The sequence below is a fragment of the Stenotrophomonas sp. C9D9 genome, from assembly GCF_056491205.1.
On the sequence record NZ_JBSZIF010000003.1, the window covers coordinates 526,771 to 542,431 of the forward strand.

Here is a 15,661-nt window from a genome sequence, read left to right on the forward strand (position 1 = left end):
CGTATTCTTAGCAAATGGCAACCGCCCTGCTGTGAAATCCCTCACGGATTCACGATGCAGCCCCTGGCAATTCCCCTTGCGCTCCCCGGTGCCGACCCCAGCCGCCACCTTGCGTAATCTATACTCTGCGACCACGAAATTCGCAATCGGAATCTGAACCCGATGACTCGACTCCGCCGCTGGCTGCGCTGGATCTTCCTGATTGTCCTGGTCCTGGCGCTGATCGGCGCGGCCGCCGTGGGCGGTCTGTACTATGCCGTTTCCTCCAAGCTTCCCGACGTGCAGACCCTGCGCGACGTGGAAATGCAGGAGCCGATGTACGTCTATGCTGCCGACGGCAAGCTGATGGCGGTGTTCGGCGAGACCCGGCGTACCCCGATCACCATGAAGGACGTGCCGGAAAAGCTGAAGCAGGCCTTCCTGGCGACCGAGGACGCCCGCTTCTACGAGCACGGCGGCGTGGACTACATGGGCATCGGCCGTGCGGTCTGGCTGCTGGCCACCACCAACGACAAGCGCGTGCCGGGTGGTTCCACCATCACCCAGCAGGTCGCCCGCCAGTTCTTCCTCAGTTCCGAGTACAGCTACACCCGCAAGCTGGCCGAGATCCTGCTGGCGCGGAAGATCGAGTCCGAGCTGAGCAAGGACGAGATCTTCGAGCTGTACCTGAACAAGAGTTTCTTCGGCAACCGCGCCTACGGCGTGGCCGCTGCCGCCGAGTTCTATTACGGCAAGAAGCTGAACGAGCTGGACCTGGACGAGATGGCCTCGCTGGCCGGCATCCCCAAGTTCCCCTCGTCGGGCAACCCGATCTCCAACCCGGAACGTGCCCGCCAGCGCCGCGACAACTACGTGCTGCAGCGCATGGCCGACCTGAAGTTCGTCAGCCAGGCCGAGGCCGACGCGGCCAAGGCCGTGCCGATGCACGCCACCGCGCATGAGCCGCCGGTGCAGGTCGATGCGCCCTACGTGGCCGAGCTGGTCCGCCAGGAAATGATCGCCCGCTTCGGCGGCGACGTGGTCAACAAGGGTTATCACGTCACCACCACGATCGACTCCACCCTGCAGACCGCCGCGAACCAGTCGGTGCGCGACGGCCTCCTGCTGTACGACCACCGCCACGGCTGGCACGGCGTGGAGAAGCAGGTGCAGCTGGGTGCCGGTGACGACACCGCCGCCCTCGCCGAGCACCTGCGTGGCATGTTCGGCCAGGCCGGCCTGCTGCCGGCGATCGTCGCCAGCACCGGTGCCGACGGCAGCGCTACTGTGGTGCTGGCCAACCGTACCGAGATCGTGCTGCCGGCCGGTGCCGCCAAGTGGACCAACAAGACCCCGGGCAAGCTGGTGCAGCGCGGTGACATCGTGCGCGTGCGCGCCGGCGCCAAGGAAGGTGAGTGGCTGCTGGACCAGATTCCGCGTGGCCAGTCGGCACTGGTCTCGCTGGATGCCCACAACGGCGCGTTGAAGGCGCTGGTGGGTGGCTTCAGCTTCTCCGGCAACAAGTTCAACCGCGCCACCCAGGCCCGTCGCCAGCCGGGTTCGAGCTTCAAGCCGTTCGTGTACGCAGCCGCCTTCGACAAGGGCTACAACCCGGCCTCGATCGTGCTCGACGCCCCGGTCGTGTTCCGCGACCGCCGCGGCAAGACCTGGGCCCCGCAGAACGACGGCGGTGGTTTCCGCGGCCCGATGCGCCTGCGCGAAGCGCTGGTGCAGTCGCGCAACCTGGTCTCGGTGCGCCTGCTCGATGGCATGGGCGTGGACTACGCGCGCAAGTACATCAGCGAATTTGGCTTTGCCGAATCGGAGCTGCCGCCGAACCTGTCGATGTCGCTGGGCACCGCCTCGCTGACCCCGCTGTCAGTGGCGCGTGGCTACGCCGTGTTCGCCAATGGCGGTTCGCGCGTGGATACCTGGCTGATCGACCAGGTCAACGACCGCGACGGCAACCTGGTGTTCAAGGAAAACCCGGCACTGGCCTGCCGCGACTGCGCCGGCAGCAGCGACCAGCCGGTCAACCAGGTGGTGGACGGCTTCAACTTCGGCGCCCCGGCCCCGAAGGTGGACCCGGCCGCCGCGGCCAAGGCCGAAGCCAAGGTCGAAACCCCGGCGGCACCGGCCAACCCGGATGCCCGCACCGCCCCGCGCGCGATCGATGCCCGCACTGCCTACCAGCTGGTGTCGATGATGCGCGACGTGGTCCAGCGCGGTACCGGCGTCCAGGCCAAGGTGCTCGGCCGCGAGGACGTGGGCGGCAAGACCGGCTCCACCAACGACCACCGCGACGCCTGGTTCTCCGGCTTCGGCGGCCCGTACGTGACCACCGTGTGGGTGGGCCGCGACGACTTCCGCTCGCTGGGTTACCGCGAATACGGTGGCAAGGCCGCCCTGCCGATCTGGATCGACTACATGCGCACCGCGCTGAAGGACACCCCGATCGCGCAGAACGACCCGCCCAGCGGCATGGTCCAGGCCACCCTCAACGGCGCGACCGAGTGGGTGAAGGTGGAAGACATGGATCGCCTGACCGACTACGACCTGAACCTCAATACGCCGCAGGCCGACGCCGCCGCGTTCGATATCTTCTGAGGAACGGTTTGATGGGTGCCAACCGTCGGTTGGCGCCAACGCGGCTCTGGTAGCTGCCAACCTTGGTTGGCGCCTCGTGCCGACCAAGGTCGGCACCTACCGAAGCGTTGGTGGGTGCCAACCGTGGGTTGGCATCGACGCTGCCCCTGGTAGCCGCCAACCTTGATTGGCGCCCCGTGCCGACCAAGGTCGGCACCCACCAAAGCGGTTGCATCCGCCATACCCACGCAGATGTCACATCCGTGCGCTAGTCTGTAGCCAGGTCGCAACAGGGAGTCATCGCATGCATCGCGCCCGTCAGCATGCTGCCAGCCAGACCCGCGAGCGGCGCCACCGCCTCGCCCACGAAGCCGCCCGCCTGATGGCCGAAGGCGGCATCCGCGACTACCACCAGGCCAAGTTGAAGGCCGCCAGCCGGCTCGGCATCCACGATGATGCCTCCCTGCCCCGCAATACCGAGATCGAGGACGCCCTGCGCGAGTACCAGCGGCTGTTCTCCGGGCCCCAGCATGGCAACGAACTGCAGCGCCGCCGCGAAGCCGCGATGCGCGCGCTGGAGTTCCTGCACGGCTTCGCGCCGCGCCTGGCCGGTCCCGTGCTGGATGGCACCGCCGACGCCAACAGCCCCGTGCAGCTGCACCTGCACAGCGACGACCCGGAGGCCGTGCACCGCTTCCTGGACGAACACGGCATTCCCGCCGAGTCGCGGACGCGTCGCCTGCGCATGGACCGCGAGCGCTGCCTGGACGTGCCGGTGTGGGTATTCAGTGCCGAAGAGCTGACCTTCGACCTGGCGGTGTTGCCGTACGACGCCCTGCGCCAGGCGCCGCTGTCACCGGTGGATGAGAAGCCGATGCGGCGCGCGTCCGTGGCGCAGCTGCGGCAGGTGCTGGCCGAGGCGGAGATCACCGCGTACATCGGCGGGTGACGGTAGCGCCGTTCTTTTGGTGGGTGCGGACCGTTGGTCCGCACGGTGCTTCAGGCGTCCGGATACCTGACCGAAGAGCAGTCGAGCATGGCTCTTGCCTTTGGTAGGTGCGGACCGCTGGTCCGCACGGTGTTTCAGGTGTCCGGATGTCTGGCCGGAGGGCAGTCGAGCGCGAATCATGCCCTGGGCCCGGCGGCAGGTTCCGCGCGCATGGCGATGCGTTCATCAGGAGTGCGCCCACAGATCCTTCGGCGCGGCTCGACTCTACTGGTGCGCGCGCTTGCGCTGCCTACCGGAGCTCATGGGGCTCCTTTGCATCGCCAGTCAGCAAGCGTGCCAGCCACGGCGCACCCGCGCGCCGTGGGTACTCCACCATCATCCGGGCGTGCATGTCCTGCAGATCAGCCAACAGCCAGGTCTGGTTGTAGACGTCGCCGAACGTGTCGGACCAGGCCGTCTGTATCCGCGCGCGCTCCCCCCCGTTGAGGTTGGGCATCCTGTCCAGCGGTACCTCCAGCACCGGCGCCAGCGCCTCGTTGATGGCCGTGTTTTCCGCCTGCGCTGCGCGGAGCAGTGACAGCCGATGCTTCAGCTGCCAGCACGGGTACGGGAAGCAGCTTCCCGTGGCCTCGATGTACGCCGCCATGTCGGCCAGCATATGGGCTTTCAGCTGCCACACCATCCCACTGTCCAGCAGCTCCCGTACCCGCATCGTGCGCAGCGTACCGGCCCGGACTTCTTCCGGCGTGGTGAACGGCTCGCCGGGTGTGGTGCCGCCATGCTGCACCAGCACGATGCGATGGATCGCCTCGCCGGTGATGTTCTCCACGCGCAGCGCTGCCACCTCCGGGTGCACGCGCGGCGGCGGGACGCTCACCACCCGCCAGTGGTACCAGAGCACCAGCACCATGCCGGTCAGGCACAGCAGGGTGAACAGCACCCAGCTGTCCAGATTGCGGGTGTAGTAGAAGTACCGCGCCCGCCACAGATAGAACGTGCGGTAGCTGATGAATCTGCTTACCCAACCATACATTGCCATCTCCTCGGCAAGGACCCCGGCGCGACGGGGTGGATTACGCGCGTCACGCCAGGGCTCCATGGCTTACCAGCCGATGCCCACACCCACGCCCATGCTGCGCTCACCGCTGTTGGTGAACGCCCCATTGAGGCTGAAGGTGGCTGAGCCCTTCTCGTTGAGCACACGCTGGTAGCCCACCGCCATGGCCGACTCACCCTCGCTGTAGCCCACGCCCGCACCGAGGCGGTTGTAGGTGGCCAGGCCGGCAGTGTTCATCGCCATCGCCGTCTGTGCACTGCTCATCGCCGCCATGCGGTTGAAGCGCTTGTCCATCTTGTCCAGGCGGCGCTCGAAGTTGCTGATCGCTCCATCGGTGTACTCGTTGGCGCGAGCCAGCATCTTCTCCAGCTCGGCGGTGTCCACCTGCGGCTTGGGTGAGTCGTCCTTGTTGGCCTTCGGCTGCGGTGTGGGCTTGTCACCCTCGCCTACCGAGGCGACCTGCTGGGAGTCCTTGCCTTCCGGTACCACAGGGGTGTCTTCGGCCTGTGGCTTCGGTACCGAGGACGACGCCAGTGCACGCGGCGGCGGGGCATCGTCGATGCGCTGCTCCAGCCCATCCATGCGGCCGTTGAGCTGCTGCTGCATCGAATGCAGCTGGCCACCGTTGACCGCATCACGGCTTCCTGGCGCCACTCGGCCGTCGGCAAGATTGGTCAGCACCATGCCGTTCACGCCATTCAGCGCGATCTGGCTCATGCCGTCGGCACGGGCCGAGGGTGAATCCTGGAAGATCGAGCTGAGCTGACTTTCTACCTTGTCTGCACGGCGGCCGGCGGTGATGACGGCGCCATCGAGTGCCATCAGCGCATCTTCGACAGTGTTCTGCGTTCCGCCCTGCACCGCGTAGGTCGGGGCGATGATGCTTCCGTTGCCGTCCAGACCGGCACCGCCGCCAAGGGTGGCGAGGGAATCCTTGAGCTGGGAGACAGTGGTGGCATTGTGGTCGGCGGTGCCTCGAGCAACGTTCACTAGGCGGCGATAAGCAGTTGCACTTCCAAATGATGCAACTCCAGCCTCATTGGCTTGCGAGCCTTCACCAATCGCCAGTGAGCCATCTGCCCCTTTCCCAACCTTGGCTCCAGCGCCAATCGCAACCCCTCCCCTCGCACCACCTTCCGCAATGCCAACCTCGGCCCCAACCCCGAGGGCGAAGCCATTTTCGGAACCTTCATGCACGGTTGAAGCACGCCCAACTGCCACCGAATTCCTGCCCAGTGACTTCGCGTGCGTTCCCACTGCGGTCCCACCTTCGCTCCCCGTTTTAGCCGAATTACCTAAGGCAACGCCAACTGGCCCGGCATCAGCACGTTCGCTGGAGGGGGCCACACCAATACTCACAAATTGACTTACGCCCTCCAGAGCCAATACTCGCGAATTGGTTGAGTACAGCTGCTTCCCAGACACAGCTTCATTGCTGCTTGCGTTCAACAATCCATCCGCCACACCACTAATCTTCCTATTGGCATTGACGCTGTTGCGCACATCCAACGTCGTACCGCTGTTCTTCTCACCCAGACGCACGCTGCCAGACGCAGACACCTGCGCCACCAGCCCGCCCAGCACTGCTGTCTCGGCCAGCGCCTTGGCTGCATCCGTCTTTGCCGCGGCAGCTTCCGCTCCCGCAGACTTGGCAATGCCCTCCACCATCGCCACCTTGTCATTGGTGGCATTGAGCTGCCTACCATTGACGGCCTCATAGCTGCTGGCGCTGACCACTCCATCAGCCACGCCAGTCAGCTTCCGATTCACGCTTGCGCTGTTGCGCACATCCAGAACGGTGCCGCTGTTCTTCTCACCGATCCGGACATTACCGCTGGCACTGCCCTGGCTGAGCAGCCCGTTGAGTGTTCCCACCTGGGTCAGAGCGGTGTTCGCAGTAGTCTTGGCTGCGCTGGCGTCACTCAGTGCGGTGCTGACGTTGCTGTTGGTGGCATTGAGCTGCCGGCCCGTCACCGCATCGGTGCTGGTGCTGGACAACGCAGCATCGACAACACCGGTGATCTTGCGGCTCGCATTGGCGCTGTTCCGCACGTCCAGTACGGTGCCGCTGTTTTTCTCGCCCAGCCGGACATTGCCCGAGGCAGAGGTCTGGCTCAGAAGCCCGGAGAGAGTGTTGGCTTTGGTCAGCGCACTGTCTGCATTGGTCTTCGCGGTGTCAGCAACGGATCGGGCGGTCGTGACATTGCTGTTGGTAGCATTGAGCTGCTTGCCAGATACGGCCTCAGTGCTTGTGGCACTGAGCACGGCATCTGCCACGCCCGTAATCTTGCGGCTGGCGTTTGCATTGTTGCGGACGTCCAGTACGGTGCCGCTATTGCTTGCACCCACACGGACGTTGCCCGAGGCGGACGCCTGACTCAGCAGCCCAGTGAGCGTGTTGGCTTTCGACAACGCACTATCCGCGTTGACCTTCGCGGAGTCAGCGACGGATCGTGCGGCCGTGAGGTTGCTGTTGGTGGCGTTGAGCTGCTTGCCCGAAACGGCCTCAGTGCTTGTGGCGCTGAGCGTGGCATCAGCCACGCCGGTGATCTTGCGGTTGGCGTTAGCGCTGTTGCGGACGTCCAGAACGGCACCGCTGTTGCCGCCGCCCAGGCGGACATTCCCAGACGTGGATGCTTGGCTCAGTAGTCCACCCAGCGTGTTCGCCTTGCTCAGCGCGCTGTCGGCATTGGTCCTCGCCGTATTGGCCGTAATCTGGGCCGTACTTGCGGTTGAGTAGGCCGAATTCGCAGTATTCCTCACCGAGCTAACGGCTTGATTGGTTTCGTATAGCTGCCCACCGGTTACCGCATCAGAGCTTCCATATGAAGTATTGCCTGCGGCGACATTCACGATCTTTCGCTTTGTAGTGCTGTTCCCCACCGAGACGGTATAGCTACTATCGGCAACAGAATTGGCACCGATAGCAATCGAATTGGACGAACTAGCGTAGGAGCCGCTGCCAATCGCCACTGAATTGGTTTGCATGGCGAGTGCGTTGTTACCCAGCGCAGTAGCGCCGATCCCGCTCGTCTGGGCCCGAGCACCAATCGCTGTACTGTAGCCATTGCCTATCACGGCATTGTAGCCAACCGCAGTATTGTATTCACCGCTGGTACTTATCGCGCTTCCGTAACCCACGGAGTAGTTCCCTCGTAGCGAAGAGCGAGAACCAAGGACCAGCATGTGGTTTCCACTTATAGTCGAATCGCGATAGTTGGTATCGGAAACAATGGCGAGCTGAAGGTATTGTGAGGACATCTGTGCTGAAAGCGGCGAGACGGACATAGTGCCGAGCGCGCTAGAGAAAGGAACGGCTACGCTGACGATATCCTTGGCTTCCGTGTTACGGAGGCCTAGTGATTTCGCGTATTCCCGCTCTTCCACCTGTTCCTGCACCTCACTGGCAGCAACGCCCGCTGGCACCAGACCAATCACCGACAGCACAATCAACCCATGCGCGGTGGCTCGACCACTCGCCCGTTTTCCGCGCGCAGAACTCAGTTCACTACCAACCACCCAGCATTGCTTGGCGTGATTCCAGATACGACGATAGATGTGATTCATTTTTTTCCTTAACAGGACAAGGGAAATGAAGCCCCGCGCTTGCGCGGGGCGATGAAGGTCAGGCGCTTGGCGCCAGGGTCGTTACGTGATCGCGATAGCTGTCGTTCGACAGTCGGTACTGCAGCTGCAGGGTGCTGCCCGGCTGGAGTTGGAACGGCAAGGTCAGCGCAGCGTCGGGGTAGAGACTTCTGGACAACTCAAGCGGCGTGCACACGCCACCGGCGTTGCACTCGGCAGCACCGGTGATGCCCACACGCAGCGTGCCGGTGTTGCGCAGGGTGTTGCCCTGCAGTTGCAGATCCACGCTGCCTTTGGCGGGCACTACGTTCACCAGCGCGCCCCAGACCAGGCTGACGCCGACGTTGGCCTGCGCCGCCTGCTCATCGCCTTCCAGGATCGTGCCGTCAGGGCCCTTCACGCCCTCGAAGTAGATGCGGTAGGCCGCCTCTTTCTCCACCGTCTGCAGCGGAATCACCCGGATCAGGCGATTGCCACCACCGCTGAGTGCGAACTTGCCAGGCGTGATGGCAATCGCCGCATCGGCAGCTTCCACTTCGATCTCTTCCTCACCCGGCTGTGCCGGATTGTCGATACGCAGCAGCCGCGCCTGCACGTACTGCGGTTGGGTGGATTGCGAGTACACGCGAATCTTCGTGCCGTGCTTGGCGTCCACCGCTGCACGCATCGGATGAATGGACAGATTGGCCTGTGCCGGCGGGGCCAGCAGTGCGCTCAACGGCAACAGGCAGAACAGCAGCTTCTTCATGATGGGCCTCGGTGGGGATCAGGGTTTGGCGGTCGGCACGCGCAGCTCTACCGTCAGCTCGCCCTCGTACAGACCTGGGCGCTTGCTGGCGATGGGCGTGGGCGGTGTTTCCAGCGTCAGTGGCGTGGGCACGCAGTACACGGATTGGCTGATGCCGGGCAGCAGCACCATGCGCAGCTGTGCGCTGTCGATGCCGCGCAGCAGCTGTTCCTCACCGTGCTTCATGGCCAGCAGGTTGCCGCCGTAGTTCAGGCCGACCTGGTAGTCGAGGCGCTGGGTATCGTCGCTGCCGCCGTCCTGATGCCAGACCGCGAAGTCACGCCCAGGCGGTGGGCGTGGCCCGCTGTCGCGCACGGTGACGCCGAGGAACTCGCTCTGCGAACCCACGCCGTCGTACAGGCACATGTCCACGTCCTTGCGCCCGGCGACGACCTTGCGGATGGGGTCGTAGCGCAGGTCCATATTGACCAGGGGTGCAACGCCGTCGAAACCGGGGAAGTAAATCGAAATGGCGTCGTAGTCGGTGACGGTGAAGTCGAAGTTGAAGACGGCGGTGGCTGCCGGAGCTGCGGCTGGGTCGGCTTTGATGTTCAGGCGCATCGTTGCCTTCCAGTGGCCTGCAACGAGTCTGGAAAGCTCGGTTGCTGGGAGCTCCAGATGCACCCCTGTGCCAACTGGCTGACCCGAACTGCATATGTACCAAAAGGACGCATTCAACTGCCTTCTGAGTGTGTCCCAGTAGTCGACAGCGCAAATCCAATCCGACATGACTCTCTGCAAATATCCCTGAGCCCGAAGTTCACTGCGCAGGCCAGTCCTCTGCTCCACGAACAGCAGATCGACATTGCTACTACCAAGCGACACTCCCGGCTCACCATCGACAGGGCACTTCCCAAACTCACTATCAGAAGCAGACCCACAAACCACATGGATCTGCCCATACTTCATCGCCAGGTCGTGACTGAATCCCAACACCGTCCGCGGCGCCCAAAGCTCCACATCACCCGGCATCGCCGAGCGATCCCAGGTCATCACGATGTCCCGGCTCTGATCCACCGGATGCGTCTCCGGCGGCCACTGCGCCCACGCCCTCGGCGCCAGCACGACCAGCGCACACACCAGCATCAACACCAACAACACACGCCGGTTCATGGCGTTCCTCCTGCAGCAGCGGTCTGGGGCGTGGCGGCAATCAACGCGCGTTCCTGCAGCAGGCGGGTCACGCGGGCCTGCTGGCGGATCTCCGCCGGCAGCTGGGCCACGGCCAGCGGCTCGCAATGCACCGCGCCGACCAGCAGCACCACCTGGCGGCGCTCGCGCACCTGCAGCGGGCAATGCAGCAGGCGGTCGTCCTGCAGCAGGTACAGCGTTGATTCGCGACGCGGGAAATCGGCGACGAAGCCGCCGTTGGCGCTGGTGCCGGGCACCGGCGCATTGAGAATGCGGGCGCCACCCAGCGGCGCTCCGGCAAGATCCTTGGCGTTGCCGATGAAGGTGTAGGTCACCTCGATCGGCACCGGCATGCGCATCAGCCGCCCAGGACTGAGGAACATCGGCCGTGCGCCACCCACGCCGGTCACGCGGATGGCGGCGATGCTGTCCAGCGTGCTGGCGTCCTGTACTTCGGCGCGGTGCGACTGATACGACGACAGCGGCAGCAACCGGCGCTCACCAATCTGCAGGCGTTGCCTGCGCAAGCCGCCCACCTGCAGTTCGGCCGCCACGCCACGCAGGTCGACGTCGTCGGTGTCGGCCACCTGCACGGCCAGGCCGGCGTCGGCGCCGTTGCTGCCGCTCCAATAGAAACCGCGCTTGCCCAGTGCGAAGCCGGAGCTGTGCATGCCGCTGTAGGCGGTCTCGCTGCGGCCACGCTGCTGGTAGTGCGCCAGCGTGGCGCCACTCTGGCCGAGGCTGTTCTGAAGCTGGCCGCTGAGCGTGGCGCTGTAGCGGTCACTGTTGTTGGCGCGCAGTTCGGCCGACAGCTCGCGGTACTGCGCATCCACGTCCTGGCGCAGGCTGTGGCCGACGCTGTAGTTGATGTCCGGGCGCTGGTGCTGCGGCTGGCGCACGTCCACGCTGTAGCGGCGCTGGCCGCTGCCGGCGGTGCCGCGCGGCAGGCGGGTCAGACTCAGGTTGAAGTAGATGCCACGATCGCGCTGGTCACTGCCGCGCAGGCTGTCGCTGGCGCGCTGCTGCCACACGCCCACGCGGGTGGAGACACTGAAATCCTGCCAGCGATGGCTGCGGCTGAAGCTGGCCTGCCAGGTACGACTGAGCTGCGGCTCGCGGCGCGGTTGCCATGGCGGCCGCGGTGGCAGCAGCGGGTCCAGCCCCGCCAGCGGATCGTCTTCTGCGCCCGGCAGGATGCGTCCTGCGCGCCAGGTCTGGCGCCGCGTGTAGCCCACATAGGCACTGCCACCAGCCAGCGGCAGCGCCATCGAAGCGCTGAGCGAGTTGGTGCAGCCCAGCTGGTCGCGGGCGTCGGCCTCGAACTGGCAGGCCTTGCCGCGCATGCGCTGCTGGTAGATGTTCCAGGACGCGGTGCGGCGGTACGACAGCTGGTGCTGCTGGCCGGTGCTGCCATCGTTGCCGCGCATGCCGCCGAAACTGGCGCGCAGTTCCTGGGTGGCGTACACGCGGCGCAGGTCCACGCGCAGCTCGCCGTAGCGGAAGCCGCCGAGGTCGGCGGCGCCGGCCACCATCGCCACGTCGCGGCCCAGCGGCACGCGCATGCCGGCCACGGCCACGCGTTCGCCATCGAAGCGGTCACTGCGGCGCTCGTTGCGCTTGCCGCCCTGCACGAACCATTGCCACTGGCTGTTGGTCCAGTCCCCGCCCTTGTCGAATGGCGCATCTTCGCTGCGCACCAGCACGCCGTCTTCGTAGATGCGCAGGGTGATGGTGTAGTTGCCGAACGGGAAGTTACGGGTGTCGATCTGGTTGATGCCGGCCTGCAGGTAGGAGGTCTGCAGCAGCCGCGTGCCGTCGTAGGCATCCACGCGTGCATCGCGCGCCAGCAGCACGGTCAGCGGCGTGGCCTGCACGGCGGCGTCGGAATCGACATAGGCCTGTGTGGTGCCCACGCGCAGGCCCTGCAGGCGGTCCAGCGGCAGCATGCTGAAACTGAAAGTGCCGCCCTGCGGGCTGGACAGGTTGCGGCGGTCCATGCGCCCGGCCTGCAGGTAGTGCGCCTGCCCCAGGTCATGGCGGTAATAGACGTTGTCGAACTGGAACGCGCTGTCACTGCCGCGGCTGCGATAGCGCTGCTGGTTGAAGTTCCATTCGGCGGAAACATGCCCGCGATCGAACAGGCCCAGCACGCCGGTGCCACGCGCGGACAGCGTCTGGTAGTCGCGGCTGCCACTCACATTGATCACCTGCTGGTGCAGGAACGCGTTTTCGGCGTTGGCGCTGACGGTGTGGAAGCGCTCGGCGGCCGGCTTGCCGGGAATCCACTGGCGGGCAACGAACAGGCGCACTGCGCCCTCGCCTTCGTCGTACAGCGCGCGCACGGCGGCGGGGTCTTCCGGCGGATCGAGATAGCCGCAGCCGGCGGTGGCGCCACCGAAGCGGCAGGCCAGATGGCTGTTGCGCGGCATGGGCTGCGACAACGCGGGCAGCAGTGCGGCCTGCGCCTCGGCCGGGAGGTCGAGTGACTGCAGCACGCTTGCTGGATCTTCCAGCTGCACGTGGTCCAGGGTCACGCGCACCGGCGACAGCCCGGCCGAGCGGCCGAACAGCTGGATATCGAGTTGCTCGGTCTGGCCTTCGACCAGATCCTCGAAGCCGGGCGGGACGCCGCGCGCGGCCACCAGCGGCGTTGCCAGCGCCAGGGCGAGCGCGACCGCCAGCCGGGTGACGGCGGGGGCGTGTGATGTCATGGGGGTACCGCGGGTAAGGCAGCCGGCCCGGCGTACGGGCCGGCGCGGGAATTACGGCGTGGTGGCCTTCTGGTTCAACACGATGTTGACGACGCCGGTATACGCACCCTTGGTGGCGATCGGGGCCGGGGTGGTCTGTGAGATGACCAGCGGCATCGAGATCGACGCACCCGGGGTGGAGCCGGCACCGGTGAACAGATCGGCGGCAGCGTACTCAATCGGGGTGAGGCCCAGATCGCGACCGTTGAGGCTGACCGTCATCGGCACGGTGACCTTGCCGTCACCATTGGCGAGCACGAATGCGCCGCCGATCTTGGCTTCGATATCGGCGTCCTGATCGTTGGTATGGATGCGAACGCGCTGAGTGTCCGGAATCAGGCCGCGCATCGGGTCATGAGTCAGAGTGATCAGATCGGGCAGCGCGCTGCCATCATCACGCAGCAGGGCCAGGGTCGGGTCGACGTCGGCGTAGACGGAGATCTTGGTTTCCACGGCGTGCGCGGACAGCGAAGCCGTGGCCAGCGCTGCAGCGAGCGCGGCCTTCTTGATAGTGGCGTGCATGGGTTGTCTCTCTCGGACAAGGGGGAATATGAAAGCTCCCCTCCCCAAGGAGAAAAGGGAGGGAAGCGCCGCCCGCGGGGATGGGTGCGGGCGACGGAGAGAATGTTAGAAATCCCTTGCTGTGCAGGCCATTCAAGCTTTCCTAAAACATTGAACGTTAAGGAGAATCCTTGAAGGCGTTCAATGTTTGAGGGTTATGCAATTTCCCTCATCCGGTAAATGCAAAAAACCTCATTGCTTTGCTTTTGTAGAGTCGAGCCGTGCTCGACTGCGGTTCGCGCTGCATGCGTGAGTCGAGCATGGCTCGACTCTACATGTCGCAATTGCGAGCGATCCTCAACCGGCGGGCGCCACGGTGACGTGATCAACATCAATGTCGGTCGGCTTGAACCGATGCGTGTCGACCTTGCCACGCAGCTCGACCACGGTATCGGCACCGATGGCCTGCGGCGGCAGGTCTTCGTCGTCGATCTCCACTTCGATCTGGCCACTGGCGTCGCGGAACTGGTAACGCTCGTGGCCAAGCTTGGCAACCAGGGTGCCTCGCAGCACCACCGGGTGGTCGTCGCGCTGGGCGCGCGCATCGGCGACGGTACTTGCAGCGCTTCCTGCACCTGGACCGGTGTACTGCGCGAAGGCCTGTGGGCTCAGCAGGGCCAACGGTGTGGCAATGAGGGCAATGGCAAGCAGTCGGTTCATGGGTGTTCTCCATGGCTGGGTAGGTACCCTCAGGTTCTATCGCCCCGGATGTGACGCCTATGCAATAGATCCGAAAAGATGTGAAAGCGACACTCAGTGTCAGAATTCGTTCAGATCCTGAAGCAAGGTTTTGTAGATTCGAGCCTGTGCTCGGCTGCTGTCCGCGCTGCACGCGGGAGTCGAGCACCGCTCGACTCTACAAATAGCCATCCACGCATGCGTGGACCTCGCATTGGCGCGCGATCAGAAGAAGATCGCGTACAGGATCAGCAGCGGAATCGGCACGCCCAACAACCAGAGCAGAATCATTTTCATGGCAGGTCTCCTTGCATGGAACGGGGGTTACAGGTCGCGACGGCGGCCGCCCCAGGTGGCGCTGAGGCTGGCGAAGAACGCGCCGATCAGCAGGGTGATGAACAGCCACAGCGCGGCATACGCTGCTGCCTTGCGGGCGTCGTCGGCCGCCTGCTTTGCGGTGTTCTTGGCTTTTTCCAGTGCAGCACGCATGCGCGTCTGCACCTCGGTCACGCGCGCCTGCGCTTCGGCCTGACTCATGCCGGTCTCGCGCGCGATCAGCTGGGACAGGTACTGGGTGTCGGCCGGGTCCAGGCCGTCCCCCTGCAGACTGTTGACGATGATGCGATTCACCTCGGCACGCACTTCACGGCGGTCAGCCACCGGGCCATTGCCCGGCATCGGACGCGGCGGTGCGGCCATGCGCGCGTCGCGCGGGTCGACGCTTGCGACCGGCGGTGGCGGGGCGGCATTCGGATCCATCGGCGCACCCGGCGGAGGCGGCGTTGCAGGATCAGACGGCCCTGCGCTGGTGGCGCTGCGGAACAGCGAGTCCACCCAGTAGTTGAGGTCGCCTTCCGGCGCAGCCGCCGCAACGCTACCGGCGCCCGCTGCGGCAACGCCGGCGGTGGATACTGCAGCACCAGCCGTGGCACCTGCCACCTTCGCGCCCGTGCCCAGCACCCCACCGATGGCCGACGTGAGCAGACCGGCGGTGAGCAGCGTGGCCACCGCCCACGACACGAAGCCATGCGCGGTATCGCGGAAGTAGGTTTCATCGCCGTGGATCTGCGTCCACTTGGTACGCAGGCGACCGGCCAGATAGCCCCCCAGACCCGAAGCCGCCAGCGCGGTGAAGGTGAGCCAGATGATGCTGGACCAACCGAAGGTTTCCTTGCTGACGCCTTCGAACGACCACGGCGACACTGAGGAGAGCCCCAGGCCCACGCCGAGAATCAGCAGGATGAGGGAGAGTGCAGCGGCGGCGGCGGCACCGGCGAAGATCGCGCCCCAGGACACGGCGCTTTCGCTGGGAGGGGCGACGACAGGGGCGGTGACAACAGTGGCGACGTCTGGGCCGAGCGGGCCGCGCTCGGGTGGGTCGAATCGGGTACTCATGGGACGGACGCTCCGGATCAGATGCTGCGGATGCAGCTGGCGTCCTGAGGCTGCGCGAGCGCTTGTGAAGCTGGCGAGACCCTTGAATCACGCGGTCTTGCCGCGGTGAAGAGCGTGCCAACCAAGGTTGGCACCTACCGGAAGCGGAAGGCCGTAGTAGATCCACGCCATGCGTGGATGATTTTTCGCGGGCGCCGAAATCG

Annotated in this window: 10 protein-coding genes; 2 read left to right on the forward strand and 8 right to left on the reverse strand. The window is 65.1% G+C overall.

What is annotated here, in order from left to right:
* Nucleotides 1-162 precede the first annotated feature (162 nt).
* Both ACXI0D_RS04405 and ACXI0D_RS04410 read left to right on the forward strand, forming a co-directional pair.
* Nucleotides 163-2,586: a penicillin-binding protein 1A gene (locus tag ACXI0D_RS04405; RefSeq protein WP_119006729.1), complete on the forward strand. Its 2,424-nt coding sequence runs from the start codon at nucleotides 163-165 to the stop codon at nucleotides 2,584-2,586.
* Nucleotides 2,587-2,869: 283 nt separating this feature from the next.
* A complete protein-coding gene (locus tag ACXI0D_RS04410; protein ID WP_012511978.1) occupies nucleotides 2,870-3,514 on the forward strand; it encodes a hypothetical protein in 645 nt (214 codons plus the stop codon).
* A 289-nt stretch (nucleotides 3,515-3,803) separates the two neighbouring features.
* Here the strand turns inward: ACXI0D_RS04410 and ACXI0D_RS04415 are convergent, their stop codons facing one another.
* The 8 genes from ACXI0D_RS04415 to ACXI0D_RS04450 all read right to left on the reverse strand — a co-directional run bounded on the left by ACXI0D_RS04415 (nucleotide 3,804) and on the right by ACXI0D_RS04450 (nucleotide 15,458).
* Nucleotides 3,804-4,547 (reverse strand): hypothetical protein, encoded by a 744-nt coding sequence (locus tag ACXI0D_RS04415; protein ID WP_119006730.1) that lies wholly within the window; start codon nucleotides 4,545-4,547, stop codon nucleotides 3,804-3,806.
* A 69-nt stretch (nucleotides 4,548-4,616) separates the two neighbouring features.
* A complete protein-coding gene (locus ACXI0D_RS04420; protein ID WP_479642352.1) occupies nucleotides 4,617-8,138 on the reverse strand; it encodes an ESPR-type extended signal peptide-containing protein in 3,522 nt (1,173 codons plus the stop codon).
* A 58-nt stretch (nucleotides 8,139-8,196) separates the two neighbouring features.
* Nucleotides 8,197-8,904, reverse strand: coding sequence for a pilus assembly protein (locus ACXI0D_RS04425; RefSeq protein ID WP_119006731.1), 708 nt, complete (start codon nucleotides 8,902-8,904; stop codon nucleotides 8,197-8,199).
* Nucleotides 8,905-8,922: 18 nt separating this feature from the next.
* Nucleotides 8,923-10,056 (reverse strand): CfaE/CblD family pilus tip adhesin, encoded by a 1,134-nt coding sequence (locus ACXI0D_RS04430; RefSeq protein ID WP_479642353.1) that lies wholly within the window; start codon nucleotides 10,054-10,056, stop codon nucleotides 8,923-8,925.
* Entirely contained in the window at nucleotides 10,053-12,785 is a 2,733-nt protein-coding gene (locus ACXI0D_RS04435; protein ID WP_119006733.1) for a TcfC E-set like domain-containing protein, read from the reverse strand. The genes ACXI0D_RS04430 and ACXI0D_RS04435 overlap by 4 nt, the downstream gene beginning before the upstream one ends.
* Before the next feature lie 51 nt (nucleotides 12,786-12,836).
* Nucleotides 12,837-13,346 (reverse strand): CS1 type fimbrial major subunit, encoded by a 510-nt coding sequence (locus ACXI0D_RS04440; RefSeq protein WP_101766015.1) that lies wholly within the window; start codon nucleotides 13,344-13,346, stop codon nucleotides 12,837-12,839.
* A gap of 336 nt (nucleotides 13,347-13,682) precedes the next feature.
* The gene (locus ACXI0D_RS04445) at nucleotides 13,683-14,045 is read right to left on the reverse strand and encodes a NirD/YgiW/YdeI family stress tolerance protein (protein ID WP_101766016.1); all 363 of its coding nucleotides are present in this window, start codon (nucleotides 14,043-14,045) and stop codon (nucleotides 13,683-13,685) included.
* A gap of 342 nt (nucleotides 14,046-14,387) precedes the next feature.
* A complete protein-coding gene (locus tag ACXI0D_RS04450) occupies nucleotides 14,388-15,458 on the reverse strand; it encodes a hypothetical protein (RefSeq protein WP_101766017.1) in 1,071 nt (356 codons plus the stop codon).
* Between the last annotated feature and the right edge of the window lie 203 nt (nucleotides 15,459-15,661).

What these genes read in the sequence shown, in the direction of transcription:
- ACXI0D_RS04405 (WP_119006729.1), top strand. Translation starts at nt 163, where the DNA reads ATGACTCGACTCCGCCGCTGGCTGCGCTGGATCTTCCTGATTGTCCTG.
- ACXI0D_RS04410 (WP_012511978.1), top strand. Translation starts at nt 2,870, where the DNA reads ATGCATCGCGCCCGTCAGCATGCTGCCAGCCAGACCCGCGAGCGGCGC.
- ACXI0D_RS04415 (WP_119006730.1), bottom strand. Translation starts at nt 4,547, where the DNA reads ATGTATGGTTGGGTAAGCAGATTCATCAGCTACCGCACGTTCTATCTG.
- ACXI0D_RS04420 (WP_479642352.1), bottom strand. Translation starts at nt 8,138, where the DNA reads ATGAATCACATCTATCGTCGTATCTGGAATCACGCCAAGCAATGCTGG.
- ACXI0D_RS04425 (WP_119006731.1), bottom strand. Translation starts at nt 8,904, where the DNA reads ATGAAGAAGCTGCTGTTCTGCCTGTTGCCGTTGAGCGCACTGCTGGCC.
- ACXI0D_RS04430 (WP_479642353.1), bottom strand. Translation starts at nt 10,056, where the DNA reads ATGAACCGGCGTGTGTTGTTGGTGTTGATGCTGGTGTGTGCGCTGGTC.
- ACXI0D_RS04435 (WP_119006733.1), bottom strand. Translation starts at nt 12,785, where the DNA reads ATGACATCACACGCCCCCGCCGTCACCCGGCTGGCGGTCGCGCTCGCC.
- ACXI0D_RS04440 (WP_101766015.1), bottom strand. Translation starts at nt 13,346, where the DNA reads ATGCACGCCACTATCAAGAAGGCCGCGCTCGCTGCAGCGCTGGCCACG.
- ACXI0D_RS04445 (WP_101766016.1), bottom strand. Translation starts at nt 14,045, where the DNA reads ATGAACCGACTGCTTGCCATTGCCCTCATTGCCACACCGTTGGCCCTG.
- ACXI0D_RS04450 (WP_101766017.1), bottom strand. Translation starts at nt 15,458, where the DNA reads ATGAGTACCCGATTCGACCCACCCGAGCGCGGCCCGCTCGGCCCAGAC.